Genomic DNA, 21886 nt, shown 5'->3' with positions numbered 1-21886 from the left:
ATTCTTTTAAAGAGGAGAGAGAGTATTAAGCGGCCAGCGCGCTTTTACATTAATTGCCAAACCTTCGTGCTGCCCGGCGAGCAAGCGTTGGCAGCCTGCATAGGCGATCATGGCACCGTTATCGGTACAGAATTCATGACGCGCATAAAATACTTTTGCGCCAATGCGCGCGAGCTGAGTTTCCAAATCGGCGCGCAGCTTTTTATTGGCAGACACGCCACCGGCAATCACCAATGTTTTCATGCCGGTTTGCTCCAGCGCGCGCTTGCACTTAATCACCAGCGTATCCACCACTGCCGCCTGAAAGGCATTGGCAATATCGGCACAGGTTTGATCATCCGGCAAGCCATTTTCCTGGGCATGGGCATTTACCGTCGTGAGTGTGGCGGTTTTCAAGCCGCTAAAGCTGAAATCCAAACCGGGACGGTCAACCATCGGGCGAGGAAATTTGAAGCGACCTTCACTCCCCTGCTCCGCCAACGCTGCCACTTGCGGGCCGCCGGGATAATCCAGATCCAGCATTTTGGCCGCCTTATCAAAGGCCTCACCAGCGGCATCGTCGATGGACTCCCCCAACAATTCATACTCACCCAAGGCATCCACTTTGACCAACTGGGTATGCCCTCCGGAGACCAGCAAGGCCACAAAAGGATAGGCGGGCGGATTAGCTTCCAACATGGGCGCTAATAAATGCCCTTCCATATGATGCACGCCAATTGCCGGGACGTTCCAGGCATAGGCCAGTGCTCGCCCCATAGAGGCTCCTACCATCAAGGCGCCGACCAGACCGGGGCCAGAGGTGTAAGCAATGCCGCCGATATCAGCAGGCGAGGAGCCACTGGCGCTCAAGACTTCATTAATCAGAGGCAATAATTTGCGCACATGGTCGCGCGATGCCAGTTCGGGCACCACACCGCCATATTCCGCATGGAGCGCAATCTGGCTGTAAAGCCGGTGCGCCAGCAGGCCGCGCTCACTGTCGTAAACAGCCACGCCCGTTTCGTCACAAGACGTCTCCAACCCCAATACACGCATATAAAAAAACCTCACCCGACCACAATGCCGGATAGCAACCCTAAAAACAGGGCGCCATGATAAAGGTTGGCCTCACGAAAACCCAGCACCAGTGAACCGCCCAAGGTTGCGACAGCCATAATAAGTGTATAGAATCCGCACCCCTCGGATACTTCGCGGTGCTTACGTGCCTGTAGCTATCCTCAAGACATCATTTTTAAGCACTCTTTTAAAGGTAACAGCATGCCTTCAGTAAAAATTAAAGAAAACGAACCCTTTGATGTAGCTCTGCGTCGCTTCAAGCGCGCGTGTGAAAAAGCAGGTATTTTGGCTGATGTTCGCGCTCGCGAATGCTACGAGAAGCCAACCACTATTCGTAAACGTGATGCTGCTGCCGCTGTTAAGCGTCACGCTAAAAAGGTTCAACGCGAATCTAAAAAGTTTACCCGTCTGTACTAAGTTATTAGCTGCCGCTTACATTCGGCAGCCATAGCCTTAGTTTGACCGGTTGCGCTCGTTAGCCTTGTTTGCATCTGTCATCTAACGAGTTGTGCGTTCCACTCCTGTATTACTGACCAAACGGTGAGTCATGAGTCAACCAACGCTAAAAGACCGCATAAATGATGCCTTGAAAACCGCGATGCGCGCTAAAGAAAAAGAGCGCGTCGCGGTTTTGCGTCTTGTGATGTCTGAATTCAAACGCATTGAGGTCGATGAACGTATCGATGTTGATGACGCTCGCGCCCTCGTCCTGCTCGATAAAATGGTCAAGCAGCGCCGCGATTCTGAACAGCAGTACCTTGCCGCTGGCCGCAGCGAACTGGCCACCCAGGAAGCTTACGAAATCAGCGAGATCCAAGCCTGGCTCCCCGCCGCACTGAGTGCAACCGAGCTGGAGACTATTGTCACCCAAGCGATTGCTGATGCGGGCGTTACCGAGATGCGCGACATGGGCAAAGCCATGGCGTTGATCAAGCCCCAGGTACAAGGCCGCGCCGATATGGGCGAGGTGAGCAAACTGCTCAAAGCCAAGCTGAGCAGCTGATCGCCACCAGTCAATCTGGCTGCAACAACAGCACAGGCGCCATTTCATAAGCTCATAAGCGACGCACCTCATGGCCGGTTTAATCCCCCAGAGCTTTATCGATGACATGCTCGACCGCCTCGATATAGTCGATGTGGTCGATAGTCGCGTCAAACTCCGCAAAACCGGCAAAAACTACAGCGCCTGCTGCCCGTTCCATGACGAAAAGACCCCCTCTTTTACCGTAAGCCCGGAAAAACAGTTCTATTATTGCTTTGGCTGTGGCGCAAGCGGCAATGCGCTGGGGTTTGTGATGGATTACGAGCGACTCAGCTTCCCCGAAGCGGTTGAGTCACTTGCTCGCCTGACCGGACTTGAAGTGCCGCGCGAAGTCCAGACCGAAGCGCAAGCCAAACGCGAACAGGAAAAACGCAGCATTTATACCCTGCTGGAAAAGGCAGACGAATTCTACCAGCAGCAGCTGCGCCATCACCCCAGCAAACTTCAGGCGGTTAACTACCTCAAAAATCGCGGACTGGATGGCAAAACTGCCAAAGCCTATGGCGTGGGGTTCGCTCCTCCAGGCTGGGACAACCTGCTCAAGGCCCTTGGTCAAAACGACGAAGACAAACACCTGCTGATTGAAGGTGGCATGCTGATTCATCAGGAACAGGAAAAGAAACTCTACGACCGTTTTCGCCACCGCATTATGTTCCCCATCCGCGATACCCGTGGGCGGGTGATCGGTTTTGGCGGACGGGTACTGGGCGATGACAAACCCAAGTACCTGAACTCGCCGGAAACACCGGTATTCCATAAAGGGCAGGAACTGTACGGCCTGTACGAAGCGCGCCTCGCCTACCGCGAACTGCCGCGCCTGTTAGTGGTTGAGGGCTATATGGATGTGGTCAGTCTCGCCCAGTTTGGCATAGGTTACGGTGTTGCCACCCTCGGCACCGCCTGCGGACCGGATCATCTCGATCGCGCGTTTAAATACACCAACGAAGTCGTATTTTGCTTTGATGGCGACAAGGCAGGCCGCAGCGCCGCCCATCGCGCCCTGGAAGCCTCCATCGATACCATGACGGACGGGCGCACAGTGAAATTCCTGTTTTTGCCAGAAGGCGAGGACCCGGACACACTGGTGCGCCAAATTGGCCCGGATAAATTCGAGCGCATGATCGAACTGGCCGTACCCTTTGAGGACTATTTATTCGACGCGGTTGCGGAAGGCATCAATATCCGCACTATGGAAGGCCGCGCCACCTTCAGCAAACGCGCGGCGCCGCTATTGGATCGCCTCCCCAAAGGCGTTTTCCGCGAACTGATGTTTGAAAGCCTCGCCACCCGTACGGGGCTTAATCGCAACATCCTGCAAGAGTTGATTCAGGAGCAGCAACAAAAAGGCGAGATGCAACCGCTATTTACGGCGCCGCCTGCACCACAGAAACAGGAAGAAAGTATACCAACCCTGGCAATGCCTAAAAAGATGGAGCAGGAATGGGATCATTTGCCTCCAGCACCGCCCGAATACCTGGACGCCGAGTACGGCGATTTTCCGCAAGAGCTGCCGCCTGCGGATTATCACGAATTTTATGAAGAGCCGCGCCTGCGACGCGAGCCGGGCAACAAACCGCACCAGCCCGACCTGCACAGCCGCGCAAGCAGCAAGTACCTCATGCCGCCAGTCCGCAAAGCCTTGGCGCTACTGCTTACCCATCCAACCCTCGCCAGCCTTGAGCCCAATCACGATGAATGGATGGCGCAGGATAATGATCTGGATTGCCAAATGCTCGGGCGGCTCTTGAAAGTGCTTCATGAGCGCCCACATTACAACCTGTCGCACCTGATTGGTTATTGGCGCGGCATCTATGGCGCCGAAAACACAGAGCGCCTGGCTGCCGTTGCCGGGCATGACTTGTTGCAAGCAGCCAATGCCATATCGCAAACACGGCAGGACAAGCCAGCCAAAGCCGATTACGACACCGAAGCGGCATTTACCCATGCGATGCAGAAATTGCGGCTACAACAAACCCAAAAAAAAGCCGAAGAATCCTTGGCCAAGTTGAAAAACACCAACTTTAATCAACTCAGCAAAGAGGAAAGAGAGGCGCTTGTGCGCGCCGCTCTGGATAAAAAGTTGCAACACTGAGCACAAAAGCCGGTCAAAGGCCGGCAAATTGACCCAAAACAGTCCGAAGAACAGGGCGCCAACCATATGTCGCCTAGAATCCACACACGCAAGTGGAGTATAATTTTGGGCTTTGCATTTCACTCATCAGGTTTTAAATAGGGTTTCGAATGTCTGAAGACGTCCAACAGCAACAGTCCCGTATTAAAGAACTGATCGCCCGCGGTAAAGAGCAGGGTTATTTGACCTATGCCGAGGTAAACGATCACCTGCCGGAGGACATCTCTGATCCGGATCAGGTCGAAGACATCATTCAGATGATCAACGACATGGGTATCCGTGTGTACGAAACTGCACCCGACGCCGATACCCTGTTAATGACCGATGGTGACTCCGCCGCCGACGAGATAGCCGCCGCCGAAGCTGCTGCCGCACTGGTTGCCGTGGAGACCGAAACCGGTCGCACCACCGACCCGGTGCGTATGTACATGCGCGAAATGGGCACCGTAGAGCTGCTCACCCGCGAAGGCGAAATTGTTATCGCCAAGCGTATTGAAGAAGGCGTGCGTGAGTTAATGCACGCCATCGCTTACTGGCCCGGCGCCGTACAACAAGTGTTGGACGAATACGCATTGGTTGCCAAAGAAGAGCGCCGCCTGGCCGACGTAATCATCGGCTGGCTGGACCCGGTGGAAGATATTCCCGCCGCACTGGCTGAAGTGGAAGAAATCCCCGTTGCTGCAGCAGGCGCCAAACCTGCCGCTGCTGACGACGAAGAGGAAGAAGCCGCAACAGAAGATGAAGAAGAAGCCGTTTCCGGGGTAGATCCGGAAGAAGCGCGTGCACGTTTTGAAGAGCTGCAAAAACAGCACGACAAAACTACCAAAGCACTCGCCAAGTATGGCTATGGCAGCAAACAAGCCGAGAAAGAGCTATCGGTATTGGGCGATTTGTTTAAATTCTTCAAATTGCCTGCACGCCAGTTCGAGCCCATCTACACCAAAGCGCGCGAAGCACTGGACAGCGTACGTAAACACGAGCGCCACATCATGGATCTGTGCACCCGCAGAGCCCAGATGCAACGCAAGACCTTTATCAAAGAATTCCCTGGCAACGAAACCAACGAAGCATGGCTGCCTGAAGTGCTCAAAGGCAAAGTGGAAGCGCCCGAAAAACTGGAGCGTGTACTGCCCGATGTTCAAAATGCCCAACAACAACTGGCACACATTGAAGCAGAAAGTGGCTTGAGCCTCGCCAGCATCAAAGATATCAACCGTCGCATGTCGATTGGTGAAGCACGTGCACGTCGCGCCAAAAAGGAAATGGTAGAAGCCAACCTGCGCCTGGTTATTTCTATCGCCAAGAAATACACCAACCGTGGCCTGCAATTCCTCGACCTGATTCAGGAAGGTAACATCGGCTTGATGAAAGCGGTGGATAAATTTGAATACCGTCGCGGTTACAAATTCTCCACCTACGCCACCTGGTGGATTCGCCAAGCGATTACCCGCTCTATTGCGGATCAGGCGCGCACCATCCGTATTCCGGTGCACATGATTGAGACCATCAACAAACTCAACCGTGTATCGCGTCAAATGCTGCAGGAAATGGGTCGCGAACCCACTCCTGAAGAATTGGGCGAGCGCATGGAAATGCCAGAAGACAAAGTGCGTAAAGTGCTGAAGATTGCCAAAGAACCTATCTCCATGGAAACACCCATCGGCGATGACGAAGATTCACATCTGGGCGATTTTATCGAAGACACCACCATTATTTCCCCGGTGGAGTCAGCGACAATGGAAGGCCTGATGGAAGCTACACGCGAAGTTCTGGCTGGCCTTACTGCACGCGAAGCCAAAGTACTGCGTATGCGCTTTGGTATCGACATGCACACCGACCACACCTTGGAAGAAGTGGGCAAACAATTTGATGTAACGCGTGAGCGTATCCGTCAAATCGAAGCTAAAGCCTTGCGCAAACTGCGCCACCCATCGCGCTCTGATCACCTGCGCAGCTTCCTCGACGATTAATTGTCTCAAGACCGCACAAAATAAAACCCGCTCAGGCGGGTTTTATTTTGTGCGCAACTTATCCAAACGCCGGGCAAGATCCCCTCGCAACTTAGCTGGTATAAAAATCCAGGCTCACAAGGCTACCATCTATTTTTTACAGCAAAACTTCAACTTTCTACAGTCATCAAGCTTTCCTGCATTTTAATCAAGCCATTCCGTGTTTTTCCCGCCAATATCCGCGAGCACCTTGAAGTTAAAGGTTCAAAAAATAATGCTTCCGTCACCACCTTTAAGCGCATAAGGAGTACTCCATGCTCAATAAAAATAATTTGCTGGGAAAATGGCTTTTTTCTATTTTGTTTTTTATTGCGACAAACCAGGCCTCTGCAGCACCTGATCCAAATTTTCATATTTACTTGATGTTTGGCCAATCCAACATGGAAGGTGCAGCACCAATCGAAAACCAGGATCGCATTACCAATCCACGGGTAAAAGTAATGGCTGATTTAAATTGCAGCAATTTAGGTCGCACCTATGGCAATTGGTATGTCGCGTCACCGCCACTTAACCGATGCTACAGCGGCCTGGGCCCTGGCGATTACTTTGGTAAAACCATGGCAGACGGGATGCCAAGCTCCGTGACTATAGGATTGGTTCCGGCAGCAGTATCTGGAACCCCCATCGAGCTTTATCAGAAATCGGCGCCAATAGGCCGAAATAATCAAAACATCCCAACACAATTTAATGGCGGCTATGCATGGCTGCTCGATATGGCAAGAAAAGCCCAACAAGCTGGCGTCATTAAGGGCATTATCTTTCATCAAGGCGAAAGCGATACCAGTGACCCGAATTGGAAAAACCAGGTCAAAGAAATCGTTACAGATTTGCGCAGAGATCTTGGTATTGGCGATGTGCCTTTTCTCGCTGGCGAATTGCTCTATGCGGATTATGGATCCTGCTGTCACTGGCACAATACCGAGGTCAGAAAATTGCCCGGATTAATCAACAATGCCCACATAGTTTCGGCAATGGGGCTGCCAGGAATGGATGTGTATCATTTCACCTCAGCATCCTATCGCGAGCTTGGCAGACGCTACGCACAAATTATGCTTGATAAAATAGATAGGAACAGCACAGTAAGCTCGCTCTCATCCAGCAGCGCCCGGAGTTCCTCTTCCGCAACAAGTTTAAGCTCGTCCTCAAGCAGCCTGATTTCATCAAGAAGCGCCTCAAGCTCATCCAAAGCCGCCAGCAGCGGGAAATGCGCTTACTCCATCACAAATGATTGGGGCAATGGATTCACCGCGTCTATAAAAATCACCAACACCAGCTCAACGGCAATTAATGCGTGGAGCGTCAGTTGGAGCTACACCAATGCCACTCGAGTAACCAACCTGTGGAATGGTGCTCTGAGCGGAAGCAACCCCTACACGGTCACAAATCTGGATTGGAATAAAACCATCCAGCCGGGCCAGTCGGTTGAATTCGGCTTCCAAGGCACAAAGCCAAACGGAGCCGCAGCTATACCCACAGTAACGGGTAATGTGTGCAACTAAAGGGACACAATCAGCAATATAGAAGTCAAAAAACCGCCAACTGGCGGTTTTTTTATGGACGCTAATGGATAAAAATCCCACACAATTAACCCTAGCCACATCCGTTATATCTCACTATAATGCGCAACTCCAAAATCAAAGTGCGTATTGCATTTTGCTTCTCAAGGGCCTATAGCTCAGTTGGTTAGAGCATCCGACTCATAATCGGCAGGTCGCTGGTTCAAGTCCAGCTGGGCCCACCATTTTAAGATCCCTCCTGAAACTTTTGTTCTTGCTAGAATAATTTGGCAGTTCCTGTCACTTAACAACTACTAAATAAATTGTGCGCTTCGCTTCCAGCACGGACAATTCGTATCGCAATTATTCAGCGCTATAACAAACACATTCAATTTTTTCTTATAGCCTGCTGTTTTGTGATGGTGATGACCTTATTTTATTCAAAGGCGCAGCCAATTAAGGCTGCGCCTTTCTTGTAAAATCCATTACCAGTTATGGGTAAAGCTTAGCTTCAACACCGTTCCACTTGCAGGCAAATGACTGGTATTGCTATCGCTACGCAAAAGCTGGCTGTAGAGAGGATAGTAATAGTGGTTAAGAAGGTTTTCCACACCCATCGCAACACTGCTTTCGCCATCGATTTTCCAGCGGGAAATTAAATCGACTGTGGCATAGCCATTCGTATCCCTGCGGCTGAAACTTGCAACGCCGTTAAGTCGGTAATCTTTTCCTTGAAATGCGGTTGTTTGGAGTTTATGGCTCCAATTTTCTGAAGGCCGATACTCGACATAAGCAGTAAACTTTAACGGCGGAATACGATTGCCTGGCATGTCCTGATACTGACTGGAATTTTGTGGCAACTCCTCGCCTTTCATCCAGGTAATAGTTGAACCAATACTCCAGCGCTCGTCATCGGTAAAATAATCAATGCCGCCTTCAACACCAAAAATTCGCTCTTTGGTGCGGATCAGCCGAAGACCATTATTAAAACTTTGCACGCCGCCTAAATCTGATCGGGACTCAAACACACTAAATGTTGCCAGTGAATTATCCCAGCGCCCCCGCCAACCCAATTCGGCAGTATCCGTTTTTACCGCCTGCAAATTTGAGCTATTAATATTAAAGGCAGGTGTTGCATTGCGGACCTGCAAACCAATATCCGGCAATTGAAAACCCTGGCTAAACGACGCATAAATTTCATGCGCCTTGGTCAAAGAAAACACCGTTCCGGCATTATATGTCCAAGCATCGTAATCAACTGAGCCGCCAGTAACTGTTCCGGGATTAGCTAATTTCGATTGTGATAATGGGATGAAGTCATCGAAGCTTGCCTTGGCACGGTCGTATCGTGTGCCCGCCTCAATTGACCAGCGTTTATTAACGCGATGCTCCAACTGTGCAAACGCACCTGACGCATTGGTTGTCACTTCAGGCATATAAATGAGTTTGCCTGTTTTTTTGAAAGCCAAGCCGCCACTTGCGTCGTAAATCACTGGGTCAAAAATATCCAACGGCATATCAGTGACTTCATTGTGAAAATCGCCACCCCACACCAGTTGGGTAGTTTTGCTCTCACCAACCGGTGATTTGATCGTCAAACGCCCGCCATAGACTTCAGAGTTTTGCATTGACTGATCAACATTCCCGCCACGCACAGCAACTCTGCGCGCATCAAATGGCGCAAAGCGGGTGAAAAAATCCCGATAATAAAGTTGTGCCGCAAGTGTATTGCCCGCGATGTTGCGGTGTTCGTAATCAACACCCAAAAGTGTATTCTGGACACGATTTTGCTCTTCCAGATCAAGCCCTTTTATCGAGCGTGCCGGAACACTGTTCGGAGGAAGCGCTGCCACGCTAGGATCAGTGGCATAGTCAGTATCTTGTTGCAGATCGTAATAACTGGCCGATAATTGCAAACGCTGATCTGCATTTATTTTAAAACCGAGTTTTGTCGCAGCGCTGTAGACATTTGAATCAAACATATCGCCCTGGCTTGGCTCGGGTGCAATGCGATTTCCTTTTGCATCAAATGATCCACCTACATGACGGGCACCAAGGCTCAGTGTGTAATCCACCGCTTCACTTGCTGCTGAAATGTAATGCTGGACTTCACCACCCAATCCGGAAGTGCCAATTTTTGATAAAGGTACAACACCGGTAATTGTTGTTCGCGCCTGGGTTTCGCCTTCGGGTCTACGCGTGCGAATTGAAATAATCCCACCCGCCGCGCCACTGCCATAAATGGCGCTACTACCACGCAACACTTCTATTTGCTCCACATCGGCAAGGTTGATGTTGGCCAGGTTGCGTGAAGAACCGCGGTTAGTATTCAGCGGCACGCCATCCACTAACACCAATGTCTCCCTGCCTCGCAATGTCTGCCCATACTCGGTGATGGTGTGGGTCGAATCGCCCATTCCTGCGATTGCTTTTCCAAGCAAGGTGGCAAGGCTGTCCGAACCTTGACGTAAAGTGTCCAGCTCTTCCTTTTCAATAAGCGTCACTGAGCGGGATGGTTCCACAACATTACTGTCGGTACGCGCGGTAACTATTACCGGAGGCAGCGCTTTCACTGCTGTCGGCGCGGGTTTAGTTTCAATGGTGTAATTGCCTTCCTCCAGTTTAACAACGCGCAAATTGGTCTCACTCAATAAGTGCGAGAACCCCTCCTCTACTGAAAATGCGCCCACCAACCCAGCACTGTTCAAACCCTGCAAATGATCGCTATTGAGACTCAAATTAACGCCAGACTGACCAGCAAATGCCAACAAAGCGGATTCCAATGACCCCGCGTCAATGCGATAGGTTTTTACTTCCTGAGCAGGAATATTTTCTTGTGCCCATGCACTGGGAACCATGGTGGCATTGGCGATAGCCAAGCCAGTGCAAATAACCAGGGCGGTATGGATCGCTGTATTGCGTGGAGTTAATCGGCGAGCGGGAAAAAGGGTACGGTATTCAAACATCGGTTATATCCAAGTCAAAAGTCAGTGAACGAAGTTTTCACAAGACATGACAGGCGAAACGTAAAAACCGGACACCCCAAATGGGATTTTTTTAAAATTTATTGGCGAGGGTTGATTGTCACCCAGTAACGGGTGCGCGCATCAATGGTTACAGGCAAGGTATCGGCGAGCAAGCGGAGAACAGTGTCGGTATCCGTGAGCCGGAAAACACCTGTTACGCGTAAGTCACCAACAGCGGGATTGCAATGCAGCAAGCCGGGTCGGTATCTGGCCAGCTCTTTAGTGAATTCCGCAAGGCGCATACCCTGAGCAAAGATAACGCCATTTCGCCAAGCACCCGCACCTGATTGAATGGATGTTATTGCATCGATAGATCGGGCTGTGAAGTTCACTTCTTGTCCTGACCCAACAATTATTCTGGATTGACTATGGCGGGTTGTGATCTCGACCGCCCCTTCAAAGACGGACAAGCGCGTGCCTGTGTCGCTGTGCCTGACCACAAACTCCGTACCCAGAGCGCGCATTCGACCATTATCGGTTTCAACCAGAAATGGTCGGCTTGATGCGTGAGTATCAGGTGCTGTTCGCACAAAAATTTCGCCGGTTTTATGCTCCAGCAGGCGCTGCAAATTATCAAAATTTACATTCAACGCCGTGGCGGTATTCAATACAACAACACTGCGATCCGCCAAGATAACTTCGCGGCGCTCACCGGTAGCCGTGCGATAAAAATTCGTTTGATTAGCCTGGTAATACTGGACACCAAACCAAGTAGCGGCAGGAATAAACAACAATGTGGCAACTGCGCGAAGGAACCTGCGACGGGATGCCAGCTCACGCGGTCGATCAAGCACAGACATCCCTAATTTAGGCTCAAGGCGATTAAATTGGTCGGCAAGCAACTCAGCGTTTTTCCACACGCGCTGATGCTCGGCACTCTGTATCAACCATTGCTCCCATGCATTTTTCTCAGCATCCGACAGGTTTTTGCTGTGCATGCGCGCCAACCAATCGGCGGCCTCATCAATCACCCGGGAGGTAAGCTGTTCGTCAGCACGATTATCCATATTCGCGGATCAGTCACTGGTTAACATTAAGCGCAAACATTGGCGGAACCCCTGCGCCATGTAACGTGTAACGGTACGCACGCTTACTTGCAGGCGAACGGCAATCTCCTCATAAGTTACGCCCTCCAATTGAGACATCAAAAAAGCAGAGCGAATATTAGGCGGAAGCTCGGATAGCAACACATCCAATTCATGCAAGGTTTCCAAAACAATCGCCTGCTCTTCAATAGAGGGAACCAAGGGTTCTGGCAATTGCTCAAGCGTCGCCATAAACGCGCGCTCCAGCGACTGGCGCTCGCAATAGTTGATCATTAACCGCTTGGCGATGGTGGTGAGATAAGCTCTTGGCTCATTGACCTCAGGAGGTGTGTCGGATTGGGATTTAACCCATATCCGTAGAAAGGTGTCCTGTGCCAAATCAGCGGCCACAGAATGATCGCCCAATCGGCGCCGAAGCCACCCTTGTAGCCAGTCATGATGATTTGAATACCAGACATCAAATTGCTGGTCGGATACAGCTTCAGGCGGCACTAGGGGTCTCCCATACGAACCAGCAATTAAGGACAGCCAATACTGATAATGATTATCACTTTCCATCTTAATTAATTATCGGCCCCGCAACAACCGCCTGTGGACACTGATTCCTTACTTCGCTAAAACCTCACCCTATACTCCTGGTCGCCCTCGCCTCACTAATAATTACCACCTCATCCCCCTCCAATTGCCAGTAAAAACAATTGGGACGCCCGGTGTGGCATGCGGGGCCGGTTTGTTCGACGAGGCATAAAAGGCAGTCACCATCGCAATCCACACGCAAAGTGCACAGCCGCTGTTGGTGGCCGGAGGTTTCGCCCTTACGCCAGAGTTGATTGCGGCTGCGCGACCAGTAGCAAACGCGCTTTTCGCGCAGGGTAATCTGCAGCGCCTCGGCGTTCATCCAGGCCATCATTAATACGCTATTGGTGTGCACATCTTGCGTGATGACAGGAATAAGACCCTGCTCATTCCAGTGCAACTGCGCCAGCAAGTCGGCACAGGCTATTCGCGTTCCTTTGGGCATGGTTTCCATCGCCAAAAACAAGCCGGGCGCGCTCACTGTTTGGCTCTCAACAATAAACGCGGTTCGCTCGCACTGAGTCGGGCAATACCTGCGCTCGCCTCATTAATCCAATCCACATTGACTTGCTGCACCCGTGGAAACGGCGCAAACAACCTTAAGGTTATGCTATTCACCCGATTGGCATTGGCGCATTGCCAGCTCGCTTCCAGCACAAAATCAGCGTGTATTGTGTGATTGTCATGATCTTTGCGGGTGTGATCCTCAACCTCAAAAGGACTTTCCAAATGATGACCTTGCAGTGTGCAGCGCGCGTCGGCATCCACATCAAGCCAGGATTCGGGGCGCGCAAGAAATTCGTGGGCAGACTGGAGCCGCACTTTCTCAGCAGCGGTATGCGGTGCCTGCTCATAGCCGAGCAAGTCCATGGCTGGCACAGTCAAACGAATGTCCAGGATTGCGCCCTGCAAGCTGACTTGCAGACTTGCCTCGCCGTGCACGTGAGCCGCCAGTGTTGCGGACTTGTGATTGTGCTCAAACCCCGATTCACTCCATGCAAACGGCGCAAGTAGCACCAAGGAACAACTGACAAAACGGGTGACCAACCACTGGCCACCACCTGAAATACACATACCCCCTCCCAATCTGATCACACAACACCCTATAATGTTATGTTATAACATAAAAGAATATTTTGCTCACCTTGACCATATCAGGAAACCATCCACCCATGAACGCCCCAACCGCCTTGCCCGATGTCGCCCTGCAACAGCTTTCACCCGTTAATCATGCCATCGATTGGGTCGGCATGAGCGGCATCGCACTGCCCAGTCTGTGTAGAGGAACGCCGGTGCAATTGCATCTGGATATCAGTGTCAATCTGTCCAACCGAACCGCCAAAGGCATACACATGTCGCGCCTGTACCAGTTGGCGCAAACACACTTGGCAAATATGGAATTAACACAGGGGGGCATTGCGAAGCTGCTGCGCGCGGTGATCGAAAGCCACCGCGGCCTTGGCTCTACCGCCGCACAATTAACGCTGCGCACACAGTTGCTATTGAAACGCCCGGCGCTGATTAGCGATTTGGAGGGCTGGAAATATTATCCGCTCAGGCTTAATGCCCAGTGGGATAGCAACCGCAATCAAGCAGAGCTGCGCCTGCAAGTGGGTGTCGATTACTCCTCCACCTGCCCCTGCTCTGCCGCACTTTCCCGGCAATTATTGCAAGACGCATTTCTGGCCCATTGGAAAAATGAGTGGCGCTATGAGCCTCCATGTGCAAATGCGATTGGTGAATGGCTTGCCCAACACGGCAGTGTCGCGACGCCGCACAGTCAACGCAGTCAGGCGCTTGTTAGCGTATCGCTCAGTGAATCAGTCAACACATCGAGCGATGACAACCAGCTACCCATCATCGAATTAATTGATGCCATCGAAGCCGCATTGGGCACAGCCGTGCAAACCGCGGTGAAGCGCGTGGATGAACAAGCCTTCGCAAAACTCAATGGCGAAAACCTCATGTATGTGGAAGACGCCGTGCGCCGCTTGCAAGCGGCACTACATGCGCAATTTTCGGCGGTGAATATTCAAGTGATTCACCGCGAGAGCCTGCATCAGCACGATGCAGTCGCCAGCATTCATAACGTACCCGCCGTGCCTTTTTAATTTTTACGAAACCATTTTTTTGCGAAACCAATTTTTTTCAAAAAAACCTAAGAAGAAAACTATGACCAAGAATGAACCTACTATTGCCATTAGCCTGCAAGATGGCAGTGTGCGCTACTACCCTGCGCCTATTTCTGCACTTGCGGTTGCACAGTCCATTGGTGCTGGCCTTGCCAAAGCCACAGTCGCCGCACGCGTCAATAACACACTAGTGGATGCCAGCGATAAGATTCACAGCGATGCACAATTGCAGCTAATTACCGCGAAAGACGCCGACGCCCTGCCGATTATTCGCCATTCCTGCGCACATCTACTGGGGCATGCAGTGAAGCAATTATTCCCCAGCGCCAAGATGGTGATTGGCCCGGTGATTGATGATGGTTTTTACTACGACATCGCCTATGAACGCCCATTTACCACAACCGATCTCGAAGCGATTGAAGCGCGCATGCAGCAATTAATTGCGCAAGATTACGACGTGCGAAAAGTGATGACGCCGCGCGCGCAAGTACAAGACATATTTTCCGCGCGCGGCGAAGAGTACAAATTAAAACTGATCGAGGATATGCCCGAAGTAAACGCCATGGGGCTTTACTACCATCAGGAATACATCGATATGTGTCGCGGCCCCCATGTGCCCAACACGCGCTTTCTCAACCATTTCAAGCTCACTAAAATTTCTGGCGCCTATTGGCGTGGCGATGCCAACAACGAACAATTACAACGCATTTACGGCACAGCCTGGGCCGATAAAAAACAATTGCAGGAACACCTGACGTGCTTACAAGAAGCGGAAAAACGCGATCACCGCAAACTCTGCAAAGAATTGGATTTACTGCACTTTCAAGAAGAGGCACCCGGCTCAATTTTTTGGCATGCACGGGGGTGGACGTTGTTTCAACAACTCATCAATTACATGCGCAAACGCCAGCAAGCGGCAGGCTATATTGAAGTGAATACGCCGGATGTGATGGATCGCAGCCTGTGGGAAATTTCTGGCCACTGGCAAAACTATCGCCAGAACATGTTCACCACCACTACCGAAGATGAACGCGTCTTTGCACTCAAACCCATGAATTGCCCCGGTGGGGTTTCGCTGTTTAAACACGGATTAAAAAGCTACCGCGATTTACCCATTCGCATGGCGGAATTCGGCAAGGTGCATCGCTACGAGCCTTCAGGCTCGCTGCACGGCTTAATGCGTGTACGCCATTTCACCCAAGACGATGCCCATATTTTTTGCACGCCGGAACAGATGAATCAGGAATGCAAAACCATTGTTGAACTGGTGTTGGATATCTACAAGGATTTTGGTTTCACCGATATCGCTATCAAATTATCCACGCGCCCCGCCAATCGTATGGGCAGCGATGCGGTGTGGGATTTGCTCGAAGGTGCCTTGATTACATCGCTCGATTCGATGAACCTGCCCTATGAATTGAATCCAGGCGAAGGCGCATTTTATGGCCCCAAATTGGAATTTGTATTGCGCGATGCCATTCGTCGCGATTGGCAATGCGGCACACTGCAAGTGGATATGAATTTACCCGAGCGGTTTGACCTCACCTACGTCGCCGAAGACGGCTCGCGTCAGCGTCCGGTCATGCTGCACCGTGCGCTCTTTGGTTCGCTTGAACGTTTTACCGGGATTTTATTGGAACACTACACCGGCAAATTACCCGCGTGGCTCGCGCCCGTGCAAGCCGTGGTGTTGTCCATCACCGAACAACACGCCGGTTACGCGCACAAAATCCAACTCTATTTAACACAGCAAGACATTCGCACCGGGTTGGATAGCCGCAATGAAAAAATTGGTTACAAAATTCGTGAGCATTCGCTGCAGCGCATTCCCTATTTAATTGTGGTGGGCGGCGATGAAATGGCCAATGGCACAGCCGCACTGCGCACCCAAAGCGGTGAGGATTTAGGCAAATTTCCCGTCGAACAACTCGCCGGTTATTTAAAAAATGCCACGCGCATGCCTATCGCCGAACCCATCACACAATGGTGTGACGCGCAGGAAAATTGCGTATGAGTTCGCCGAACAGCATTGTGCGCTTCCGCCGTTTGCGCCGCACCCCAACTCTGCGGCAACTCATGCGTGAACATGCGTTTTCGCTGGATGATTTAATCATGCCGGTCTTTGTGGAAGAAAATATATCCGAGCGCGTGGCGATTGAATCCATGCCGGGAATCTATCGCTACCCGGAAACGCAACTGGCGGATTATGTGCGCAGCCTGTGGCAAAAAGGGATCAAAGCGATTTTGTTGTTTGGTATTTCCCACCACAAAGACAAAAAGGGTTCAGACACCTGGAACCCGCAAGGTTTAATGGCGCGCATGATTCGCATTGCAAAAGCCGCAGCACCGCAGATGCTGGTGATTAGCGACAATTGTTTTTGCGAATACACACTCAACAGTCACTGCGGCACCACCGGCAACCGCGAAGTGGATAACGATAAAACCCTCGCGAATTTACAAAAACAAGTGGTAGTGGCCGTGCAGGCCGGTGTGGATATGATCGCGCCCAGCGGCATGGTGGATGGTATGGTCGCAGCCATTCGCACCGCACTGGATGCCGAAGGCTTTACGCAAATTCCCATCATGTCCTACTCATCCAAATTTTCATCGAGCTTTTACGGGCCATTTAGAGACGCCGTGGATAGCGGCTTTAAAGGCACGCGCGATGCTTACCAAATGGATTGCGCCAATGCGCGCGAAGCCATTGCGGAATCCCTGCAAGATGAAGCCGAAGGCGCGGATATTTTGATGGTAAAACCGGGCATGGCCTATTTGGATATTCTATACCGTATTCGCGAGGCATCCCTAAAACCCTTGGCGGTTTATCAGGTGAGCGGTGAATACAGCATGATCAAACTCGCAGCTGCCGCCGGGGTATTGGATGAGCGCGCCGTGGTTAACGAAACCCTGCTCGCGTTTAAACGCGCGGGGGCAGATTTAATTATTAGCTACTTTGCCGAAGCCATTGCCGATTGGAGAAGATCATGAATATGAAAGAACGCATCCCGGTGTATTTGTTAACCGGATTTTTAGGCAGCGGCAAAACCACGCTATTAAATTCACTGGTTAAACAACCGGGCATGGAGCGCACATTAATTTTAATTAATGAATTCGGTGAGGTCGGCCTTGATCATTTATTAGTGAGCCACTCCACGGAAGATATAGTGGTGGAACTGGACAGCGGCTGCCTGTGCTGCACCACGCGCGGCGATTTTGCCAAAACCCTGCGTGATATTCCCTGGCGTTATTCGCGCGAGGGAGAGCGCTCGTTTGATCGCGTGATTATCGAAACCACTGGCCTCGCCGACCCGACGTCGGTCATTCACACCTTAATGACGGATCATTCCATTTATCTGCAATTTCGTTTGCAGGGTGTAGTGACAACAGTAGATGCAGTGAATGGCGAAGCAACCCTCGAACGCCACATTGAATCGAGCAAACAAGTGGGCGTTGCCGATTTACTGTTAGTGACTAAAACCGATTTAATCGATGATGAAAAAATAGTTGCTGAGTTTTTGCAACAACTCGCCGAACTCAATCCAACTGCGGATGTTCGAGTGGCCGAGGGTGGGACAATAGGAGCCGATATCATTTTGCAGTTAGACCATATCGAACCCATGGACTCCGCAACACCGCTCAACCAATGGCTCAACATCACCTCCTTTTCTATTCAACCCACCACCAAAACCCGTTTGGCATTTCGCGAATTAACACCAGCGAGCACAACACAAAACGACATCAACCGCCACAACGACCATATTCAAGCCCAGTGCTTTGTATTTGACACGCCCTTTACCGAAGCAAGTTTGGATATGTGGCTGGAAATAATCACCAAATTAATGGGGCCAAATTTACTGCGTTTAAAAGGCATTATTAACGTACAAGGCTTCACTGGCCCCGTCGTAATCCACGGCGTACAACACATCTTCCACCCCGCCGCACTCTTACCAGAATGGCCAGACGAAGATCACCGCACAAAATTGGTATTTATTACCTACGACACACCGCGTGAATTTATCGAACGGAGTTTTGATTTGTTTGCCAGCGAGGAAGAGAAAAAACTGAATGCAGCTCCGCAACCCGAAAATGCGTGAGGCGTAGCCTGTATGGAGCCTGGCGGAATACGGGACGAATTTATTAAAAATCCCGCATGCCGTTATGCATGCGGCCATGTATCAGCAGGTGATGCAATTTTTTTGGGTCCATCCGGTAAATGTTCAACTAATCCTTGTGGGTAGTGCTCATTCATTTCACTGCGTGTATGCACAAACTCCAGGTTAGGGCCGAAAAAGCAGGTGTTCGGTAAACCCAAGAGTTCATAAATAATCTCGGGAAACCTTGGGTTACTCATGGGCCGATCAAAAGTAATTCCAGTGATGCCTGTGTCTGCATTTCCCGTCAATGACACGCTATCCGCAATATCATCAACCTGTGAAATAAACTCCAAACCAAAACCGCGCTCTACAACCTCTCCGTATTTTTGCAATATCCTCAGGAGTTCGTCATAGGGAATACTTGCAGAATCACCATTTTCAAATTTGTGTAAATAAACCTTATACCCCATACAATTCACGCTCTGGTCTTTAAGCTATTTGATGTCTTTCCATCACTTTACTTCGGGAACCGCCAATTTGGGGAAGTTTGCACCTACTGTAGGTTGAGCCGCAATGCCCAACATGTTGGTTATTGAATAGATTTGTTGGGCATGGCCCCAACCTACGTGCTGTATAGAGCCTAGCGGAATACGGGAGATGAATTTATTAAATAACCCCACATTTCGTTAGACTTCATACGGGGCTACTGGCTTGCTAAAATGCTTCACACGAGATATTCAACACTCGTGCCATTGCTTATAGAAATTACTTTAGCATTTAACAAATAATTAACCTGATTTTGAATAGCAATTTCATTACCTTTCAAACCAAGATGGGACGCAATATGATTCTTCAGGCTAACCACTTTTTGAGGTCTTTTTTCTTTAGGTTTTGAAGTTAGACTTGAAACCAACTTATTTCCATATTGAGATTGCGATTCAACTTTTATTTGTTTACACGCTCGCCCGTTTGCTTTGACGTGGGAAATTAAAGGTGAATAACCATTGTCATTGCTTATAACCTCGAAGGCGATTTGCTTTTCCGCAATAGAGTCGTACTTACCCAAGTAATAGGACAAATGGAAATCGAGGTTGTTGGCCTGCACAGCCTTCATTTGTATGATGACCAAATTTAGCAGTTTGTCATATTTCTTTTCACCAAAGTCTAACTTTGGTTGCTTAGCACCGAGAAATATGATGATTTTTTCATATGCAGCCAAATCTATCTTATCCAGATTACTTACGTTCTCGTAGTCGATAAATGCCCACTTCATGTAGTGACTCCTTTTTTAACACCGCGACAAGCTACAAGCCTGTGCTCTCACAACCTCACCCCTTCTTACGCCCCATAAAAAACCACATAACTGCACCAAAAAACAGGCCGCCTATTGCGTTAATTCCCGCAAGGAAAATAAATTTATCCAGCGTTATTCCATCACGGAAATATTCCGTGGCGACAAAAAACGCGAGCATCAATAAACCAAATGATGCACCCATTTTTATCCAGGTAAATTTATTAATGGGCTTATCGATATTGGCTGCTGCTTTTTTATAACGCGAGAGTTCGTAGGCGATGTATTTTTGCTCGTAGATTTTTTTAAGGGGGAACCAAATAGGAGAAAGTACAGCGAGCAACAGCAGGCTAAAAATATTCCACAAGCAGGGAATTTTTTGTTCGCAATTGGGGCAGATGTAACCAAGCCAATGACCAAAGGCATTACCTTTACCCCACAACATGCCATGGTGAATTGCACCGCATGATGGACAAGGGACGTAGGTGCGCTCCACTAGAGGAGCTTTGCTGGTTTTGTCGATCAGTGTGACTTTGGGGATGCGCTGGCCGAGAATGACTTCATTAATTGCCAAGCCGGGATTCAAGATCCAATGTAATAGCAAAGGGTTGGGAAGTTTTTGAACGCTATATTTATTTTCATCGTACGCCATGGGTGTGCTCCTTGTGTTCTGGCATTTCACTTGATGCTACGCCCCTTTGCCAATCCGCCTATTTACATAGCAAGCGGTCAAATTTTCAACGGTTACATAGCGCGCCAAGGATGGCTCAGTTCAATGGCTGATTCAACTCAACCAAGCCAATAGGTGTGCTTATCCCCAGTGTAAACCCACCCTTTTCAAGGCCAAATTCCACACTACTCCACCTCAACATGAATAATATTCATATTTTCATGAATTTATATCGTTTTTATTCACTTTGGTATTTCAGTATAAAGACAACCTGTACTTAACCAGAGCCGACATTACCCTTGCCTCTTCATCAGGTTGCGACATCACCATGAACAACGATTTTACTTTTAGCATTAAAAGCATTGGTTTCGATGAGAACTATCATCCGGCGGACAATACCCGCGCCACTACCAACTTTGCCAATTTGGCGAGGGGAAGTAGCCGACAAGAAAACTTACGTAATGCGCTGACGATGATTGACAATCGTTTCAATGCCCTGGCGCATTGGGATAACCCCAAGGGTGATCGTTATTCGCTGGAGCTTGAGATCATTTCTGTGGAAATGGATCTTGCTCGTGAGGGTAATGGTGACCCCTTCCCTGCGATTGAAATCTTGAAAACCACTATTCTGGATCACTACAACAACCGGCGTATTGAAGGCATTGTGGGGAATAACTTTTCCTCTTATGTGCGCGATTATGACTTTAGTGTGCTGCTGTTAGAGCACAACAAAAACCAATCCTCATTCAGTATTCCCGATAATTTTGGCGATTTGCACGGCAAGCTATTTCAGTGCTTTGTGAACTCGGCCACATACAAAACGCATTTTAATAAACCACCGGTGATATGCCTGAGTGTTTCCGATAACAAAACCTATCGGCGCACTGAAAACCAGCATCCGGTGCTGGGCGTTGAATACCAGCCCAATGAATCCTCATTGACTGAACAGTATTTCAAGAAGATGGGCTTGGCGGTTCGCTATTTTATGCCGCCCAATAGCGTTGCGCCCTTTGCCTTTTATTTCTTTGGGGATCTGCTGGTGGATTACACCAACCTTGAATTGATCAGCACTATTAGCACTATGGAAACCTTCCAGAAGATTTATCGCCCTGAAATTTATAACGCAAATGCAGTTGCGGGAGCTTTTTACAAACCCAATTTAAAAAATCAGGATTATTCATTAACTAAAGTGGTTTATGACCGAGATGAACGCAGCAGGTTAGCAATTGAACAGGGGAAATTTGCTGAAAAACAATTTATCAAACCCTACCAGAGCATTCTTGAGCAATGGTCTGCTAACTACGCGTTTTAATTCGC

At 49.8% G+C, this 21886-nt stretch carries 19 protein-coding genes and 1 tRNA gene; 11 read left to right on the top strand and 9 right to left on the bottom strand.

Annotation, left to right across the window (positions count from 1 at the left end; translation table 11 throughout):
- Nucleotides 1-6 precede the first annotated feature (6 nt).
- On the bottom strand, nucleotides 7-1035 hold the full coding sequence (gene tsaD / locus B0D95_RS19495; RefSeq protein WP_078045425.1) for a tRNA (adenosine(37)-N6)-threonylcarbamoyltransferase complex transferase subunit TsaD: 1029 nt from the start codon (nucleotides 1033-1035) through the stop codon (nucleotides 7-9).
- A 222-nt stretch (nucleotides 1036-1257) separates the two neighbouring features.
- On the opposite strand from tsaD, the gene rpsU reads away from it, so the two are divergent.
- From rpsU to B0D95_RS19465, 6 genes are all read left to right on the top strand, one after another.
- Nucleotides 1258-1473 carry a 30S ribosomal protein S21 gene (gene rpsU, locus B0D95_RS19490; protein WP_007644759.1) on the top strand — a complete coding sequence of 72 codons (216 nt, stop codon included), beginning with the start codon at nucleotides 1258-1260 and terminating at the stop codon, nucleotides 1471-1473.
- Between the two features lie 130 nt (nucleotides 1474-1603).
- Nucleotides 1604-2059 (top strand): GatB/YqeY domain-containing protein, encoded by a 456-nt coding sequence (locus tag B0D95_RS19485; protein ID WP_078045424.1) that lies wholly within the window; start codon nucleotides 1604-1606, stop codon nucleotides 2057-2059.
- A gap of 70 nt (nucleotides 2060-2129) precedes the next feature.
- The gene (gene dnaG / locus B0D95_RS19480; RefSeq protein WP_078045423.1) at nucleotides 2130-4190 is read left to right on the top strand and encodes a DNA primase; all 2061 of its coding nucleotides are present in this window, start codon (nucleotides 2130-2132) and stop codon (nucleotides 4188-4190) included.
- A 149-nt stretch (nucleotides 4191-4339) separates the two neighbouring features.
- Entirely contained in the window at nucleotides 4340-6199 is a 1860-nt protein-coding gene (gene rpoD / locus B0D95_RS19475) for an RNA polymerase sigma factor RpoD (RefSeq protein WP_078045422.1), read from the top strand.
- A gap of 293 nt (nucleotides 6200-6492) precedes the next feature.
- A complete protein-coding gene (locus B0D95_RS20910; protein WP_078045421.1) occupies nucleotides 6493-7737 on the top strand; it encodes a sialate O-acetylesterase in 1245 nt (414 codons plus the stop codon).
- Nucleotides 7738-7902: 165 nt separating this feature from the next.
- Nucleotides 7903-7979 (top strand) — tRNA-Ile (locus B0D95_RS19465).
- A gap of 240 nt (nucleotides 7980-8219) precedes the next feature.
- Here the strand turns inward: B0D95_RS19465 and B0D95_RS19460 are convergent.
- From B0D95_RS19460 to B0D95_RS19440, 5 genes are all read right to left on the bottom strand, one after another.
- The gene (locus B0D95_RS19460) at nucleotides 8220-10700 is read right to left on the bottom strand and encodes a TonB-dependent receptor (protein WP_078045420.1); all 2481 of its coding nucleotides are present in this window, start codon (nucleotides 10698-10700) and stop codon (nucleotides 8220-8222) included.
- A gap of 98 nt (nucleotides 10701-10798) precedes the next feature.
- Nucleotides 10799-11767, bottom strand: coding sequence for a FecR domain-containing protein (locus tag B0D95_RS19455; protein WP_078045419.1), 969 nt, complete (start codon nucleotides 11765-11767; stop codon nucleotides 10799-10801).
- 9 nt (nucleotides 11768-11776) lie between these two features.
- Nucleotides 11777-12298, bottom strand: coding sequence for a sigma-70 family RNA polymerase sigma factor (locus B0D95_RS19450; RefSeq protein ID WP_149867955.1), 522 nt, complete (start codon nucleotides 12296-12298; stop codon nucleotides 11777-11779).
- Between the two features lie 130 nt (nucleotides 12299-12428).
- Nucleotides 12429-12863, bottom strand: a complete 435-nt coding sequence (hisI, locus tag B0D95_RS19445) for a phosphoribosyl-AMP cyclohydrolase (RefSeq protein ID WP_371452678.1) — start codon at nucleotides 12861-12863, stop codon at nucleotides 12429-12431.
- Complete coding sequence (locus tag B0D95_RS19440; protein ID WP_078045417.1) at nucleotides 12860-13456, bottom strand: DUF2796 domain-containing protein; 597 nt, start codon at nucleotides 13454-13456, stop codon at nucleotides 12860-12862. The genes hisI and B0D95_RS19440 overlap by 4 nt, the downstream gene beginning before the upstream one ends.
- 98 nt (nucleotides 13457-13554) lie before the next feature.
- Between B0D95_RS19440 and folE2 the strand changes: the two genes are divergently transcribed.
- The 4 genes from folE2 to B0D95_RS19420 all read left to right on the top strand — a co-directional run bounded on the left by folE2 (nucleotide 13555) and on the right by B0D95_RS19420 (nucleotide 18608).
- Nucleotides 13555-14493: a GTP cyclohydrolase FolE2 gene (folE2, locus tag B0D95_RS19435; protein ID WP_078045416.1), complete on the top strand. Its 939-nt coding sequence runs from the start codon at nucleotides 13555-13557 to the stop codon at nucleotides 14491-14493.
- 61 nt (nucleotides 14494-14554) lie between these two features.
- Nucleotides 14555-16528: a threonine--tRNA ligase gene (thrS, locus tag B0D95_RS19430; RefSeq protein ID WP_078045415.1), complete on the top strand. Its 1974-nt coding sequence runs from the start codon at nucleotides 14555-14557 to the stop codon at nucleotides 16526-16528.
- Nucleotides 16525-17502 (top strand): porphobilinogen synthase, encoded by a 978-nt coding sequence (hemB, locus tag B0D95_RS19425; RefSeq protein WP_078045414.1) that lies wholly within the window; start codon nucleotides 16525-16527, stop codon nucleotides 17500-17502. The genes thrS and hemB overlap by 4 nt, the downstream gene beginning before the upstream one ends.
- On the top strand, nucleotides 17499-18608 hold the full coding sequence (locus tag B0D95_RS19420; protein WP_078045413.1) for a GTP-binding protein: 1110 nt from the start codon (nucleotides 17499-17501) through the stop codon (nucleotides 18606-18608). Before hemB ends, B0D95_RS19420 begins: the two co-directional genes overlap by 4 nt.
- A 62-nt stretch (nucleotides 18609-18670) precedes the next feature.
- Here the strand turns inward: B0D95_RS19420 and B0D95_RS19415 are convergent, their stop codons facing one another.
- From B0D95_RS19415 to B0D95_RS19405, 3 genes are all read right to left on the bottom strand, one after another.
- Nucleotides 18671-19078: a hypothetical protein gene (locus B0D95_RS19415; RefSeq protein ID WP_078045412.1), complete on the bottom strand. Its 408-nt coding sequence runs from the start codon at nucleotides 19076-19078 to the stop codon at nucleotides 18671-18673.
- Nucleotides 19079-19332: 254 nt separating this feature from the next.
- Nucleotides 19333-19881, bottom strand: a complete 549-nt coding sequence (locus B0D95_RS19410; RefSeq protein ID WP_078045411.1) for a PIN domain-containing protein — start codon at nucleotides 19879-19881, stop codon at nucleotides 19333-19335.
- A gap of 55 nt (nucleotides 19882-19936) precedes the next feature.
- Entirely contained in the window at nucleotides 19937-20551 is a 615-nt protein-coding gene (locus B0D95_RS19405; RefSeq protein WP_078045410.1) for a hypothetical protein, read from the bottom strand.
- Nucleotides 20552-20897: 346 nt separating this feature from the next.
- On the opposite strand from B0D95_RS19405, the gene B0D95_RS19400 reads away from it, so the two are divergent.
- Entirely contained in the window at nucleotides 20898-21881 is a 984-nt protein-coding gene (locus B0D95_RS19400) for a DUF1852 domain-containing protein (protein ID WP_078045409.1), read from the top strand.
- Nucleotides 21882-21886 lie beyond the last annotated feature (5 nt).

The sequence above is a fragment of the Cellvibrio sp. PSBB023 genome, assembly GCF_002007605.1.
Lineage (GTDB): Bacteria > Pseudomonadota > Gammaproteobacteria > Pseudomonadales > Cellvibrionaceae > Cellvibrio.
Note: the sequence above shows the minus strand (reverse complement) of the source record. Positions and strands in the feature narration are given on the sequence as shown.

Excerpts from the sequence above, each read along its gene's own strand:
- tsaD (WP_078045425.1), bottom strand. The coding sequence starts at position 1,035 with ATGCGTGTATTGGGGTTGGAGACGTCTTGTGACGAAACGGGCGTGGCT.
- rpsU (WP_007644759.1), top strand. The coding sequence starts at position 1,258 with ATGCCTTCAGTAAAAATTAAAGAAAACGAACCCTTTGATGTAGCTCTG.
- B0D95_RS19485 (WP_078045424.1), top strand. The coding sequence starts at position 1,604 with ATGAGTCAACCAACGCTAAAAGACCGCATAAATGATGCCTTGAAAACC.
- dnaG (WP_078045423.1), top strand. The coding sequence starts at position 2,130 with ATGGCCGGTTTAATCCCCCAGAGCTTTATCGATGACATGCTCGACCGC.
- rpoD (WP_078045422.1), top strand. The coding sequence starts at position 4,340 with ATGTCTGAAGACGTCCAACAGCAACAGTCCCGTATTAAAGAACTGATC.
- B0D95_RS20910 (WP_078045421.1), top strand. The coding sequence starts at position 6,493 with ATGCTCAATAAAAATAATTTGCTGGGAAAATGGCTTTTTTCTATTTTG.
- B0D95_RS19460 (WP_078045420.1), bottom strand. The coding sequence starts at position 10,700 with ATGTTTGAATACCGTACCCTTTTTCCCGCTCGCCGATTAACTCCACGC.
- B0D95_RS19455 (WP_078045419.1), bottom strand. The coding sequence starts at position 11,767 with ATGGATAATCGTGCTGACGAACAGCTTACCTCCCGGGTGATTGATGAG.
- B0D95_RS19440 (WP_078045417.1), bottom strand. The coding sequence starts at position 13,456 with ATGTGTATTTCAGGTGGTGGCCAGTGGTTGGTCACCCGTTTTGTCAGT.
- folE2 (WP_078045416.1), top strand. The coding sequence starts at position 13,555 with ATGAACGCCCCAACCGCCTTGCCCGATGTCGCCCTGCAACAGCTTTCA.
- thrS (WP_078045415.1), top strand. The coding sequence starts at position 14,555 with ATGACCAAGAATGAACCTACTATTGCCATTAGCCTGCAAGATGGCAGT.
- hemB (WP_078045414.1), top strand. The coding sequence starts at position 16,525 with ATGAGTTCGCCGAACAGCATTGTGCGCTTCCGCCGTTTGCGCCGCACC.
- B0D95_RS19420 (WP_078045413.1), top strand. The coding sequence starts at position 17,499 with ATGAATATGAAAGAACGCATCCCGGTGTATTTGTTAACCGGATTTTTA.
- B0D95_RS19415 (WP_078045412.1), bottom strand. The coding sequence starts at position 19,078 with ATGGGGTATAAGGTTTATTTACACAAATTTGAAAATGGTGATTCTGCA.
- B0D95_RS19410 (WP_078045411.1), bottom strand. The coding sequence starts at position 19,881 with ATGAAGTGGGCATTTATCGACTACGAGAACGTAAGTAATCTGGATAAG.
- B0D95_RS19405 (WP_078045410.1), bottom strand. The coding sequence starts at position 20,551 with ATGGCGTACGATGAAAATAAATATAGCGTTCAAAAACTTCCCAACCCT.
- B0D95_RS19400 (WP_078045409.1), top strand. The coding sequence starts at position 20,898 with ATGAACAACGATTTTACTTTTAGCATTAAAAGCATTGGTTTCGATGAG.